This window comes from Streptomyces sp. NPDC056347 (assembly GCF_042262625.1).
In the GTDB taxonomy this organism is placed as follows: Bacteria; Actinomycetota; Actinomycetes; order Streptomycetales; family Streptomycetaceae; genus Streptomyces.
This window is the reverse complement of record NZ_JBHJQP010000334.1, coordinates 1-1,579: the sequence shown is the minus strand read 5'-3', so window position 1 is coordinate 1,579 and position 1,579 is coordinate 1. Positions and strand designations below refer to the sequence as shown.

Below are 1,579 nucleotides of genomic sequence, written 5' to 3'. Positions count from 1 at the left end.
CCGTACGGGGCGGCGGCCCGGCCTTCGCTCAGTCGGCAGCCGGTTCCCGCTCCGCGCCCCATTCCACCCGCGGCCCCTCGACCGCGAGGTGCTCCGGGCGCGCCGCCCGCCCCAGCACGAACACGTCGGGGGCCCCGTCGAGCACCCCGCCGGACGGATCGTCCGAGCCGTCGCGCCGCACCACGTCCCGCTCCGGTTTGAGAACGTCCCGTACGACGACGGCGCAGAGGTACAGCGTGCCCAGCAGGTGCAGGGCGATCGCCAGCTGGTACCCCTCGGTGGGCAGCCCCTGGTGCTTCTCGCCGCTCGTCGTGTACGCGAGGTACAGCCAGATCCCCAGGAAGTACATGACCTCGCAGGCCTGCCAGATCAGGAAGTCCCGCCAGCGCGGCCTGGCCAGCACGGCCAGCGGGATCAGCCACAGCACGTACTGCGGTGAGTAGACCTTGTTGATCAGGATGAACGCCGCGACGACCAGAAAGGCGAGCTGCGCGAAACGTGGTCTGCGCGGTGCCATCAGGGTCAGCGCGCCGATGGCCGCGCAGAGCGCGACGGTGGTCAGGGTCGAGACGGTGTTGACGGTCGAGACGTCGATGCCCTCGCCGGTGCGCTGGGTGATGATCAGCCAGAACGAGCCGAAGTCGATGCCGCGTTCCTCGCTGAACGTGTAGAACTTCTTCCAGCCCTCCGGAGCCAGCAGCATCACCGGCAGGTTCACCACCAGCCAGGACACCACCGCCCCGAGCGTGGCCGTGCCGAACTCCCGCCACTTGCCCGCCCGCCAGCACAGGACGAACACCGGGCCCAGCAGGAAGACGGGGTACAGCTTGGCGGCCGTGGCGAGCCCGATGAGCACCCCGAAGGCCAGCACCCGCCCGCGGGACCACATGAGCATCGCCGCGGCCGTCAGCGCGACCGCCAGCAGGTCCCAGTTGATCGTCGCGGTGAGCGCGAAGGCCGGGGCGAGGGCCACCAGCAGCCCGTCCCAGGGGCGCAACCGGTGCGTACGCGCGACGCAGACGGCGATGATCACGGCGCAGACCATCAGCATGCCCGCGTTGACCATCCAGTACATCTGCTCGCGGAACTGGAGCGGCCCGCCCGGCGTCAGCCAGGACGCGACCTGCATGAACAGCCCGGTCAGGACGGGGTACTCCAGGTACTGCATGTCGCCGGGCAGCCGGTCGAAGTACGGCACGAGTCCGTCGGAGAAACCCCGCGCGACGAAGAGATGCGGAATGTCCGAATAGCAGGCGTGCGTGTACTGCGAGCCCGCGCCTCTGAACCACGCCCAGTTGTAGCAGGGCAGCTTCTGCGCCATGCCCAGCGCGAACGTCCCGAGGGCCACCAGGGCGACGACGGCCGCCGGGGGGAGCGCCGCGCTGCCTGTCCGGGACCAGCGCCCGGAAGGCCCGCCGATCAGCTCGCTGCCCGCCGCGGCGACCTCGTCCTGGTGCGTGGGCCGCACGACGGACCGTTCCTGGTGCTGGTGCACGCTGGTGTCTTCTGCGCTTGGCATGCCGCACATCCTGCCGTACGGGGCTGCGGAGACGACGAGGGCCGCCGCACCCCGGGGGGG

At 70.7% G+C, this 1,579-nt stretch carries 1 protein-coding gene; it reads right to left on the bottom strand.

Translation table 11 applies throughout. The features are described from left to right. Window positions 1–28: 28 nt before the first annotated feature. Complete coding sequence (locus ACFCV8_RS36000; protein WP_376689772.1) at window positions 29–1,519, bottom strand: glycosyltransferase family 87 protein; 1,491 nt, start codon at window positions 1,517–1,519, stop codon at window positions 29–31. Between the last annotated feature and the right edge of the window lie 60 nt (window positions 1,520–1,579).

Coding starts and splice junctions, on each gene's coding strand:
- ACFCV8_RS36000 (WP_376689772.1), bottom strand. CDS start 1,519: ATGCCAAGCGCAGAAGACACCAGCGTGCACCAGCACCAGGAACGGTCC.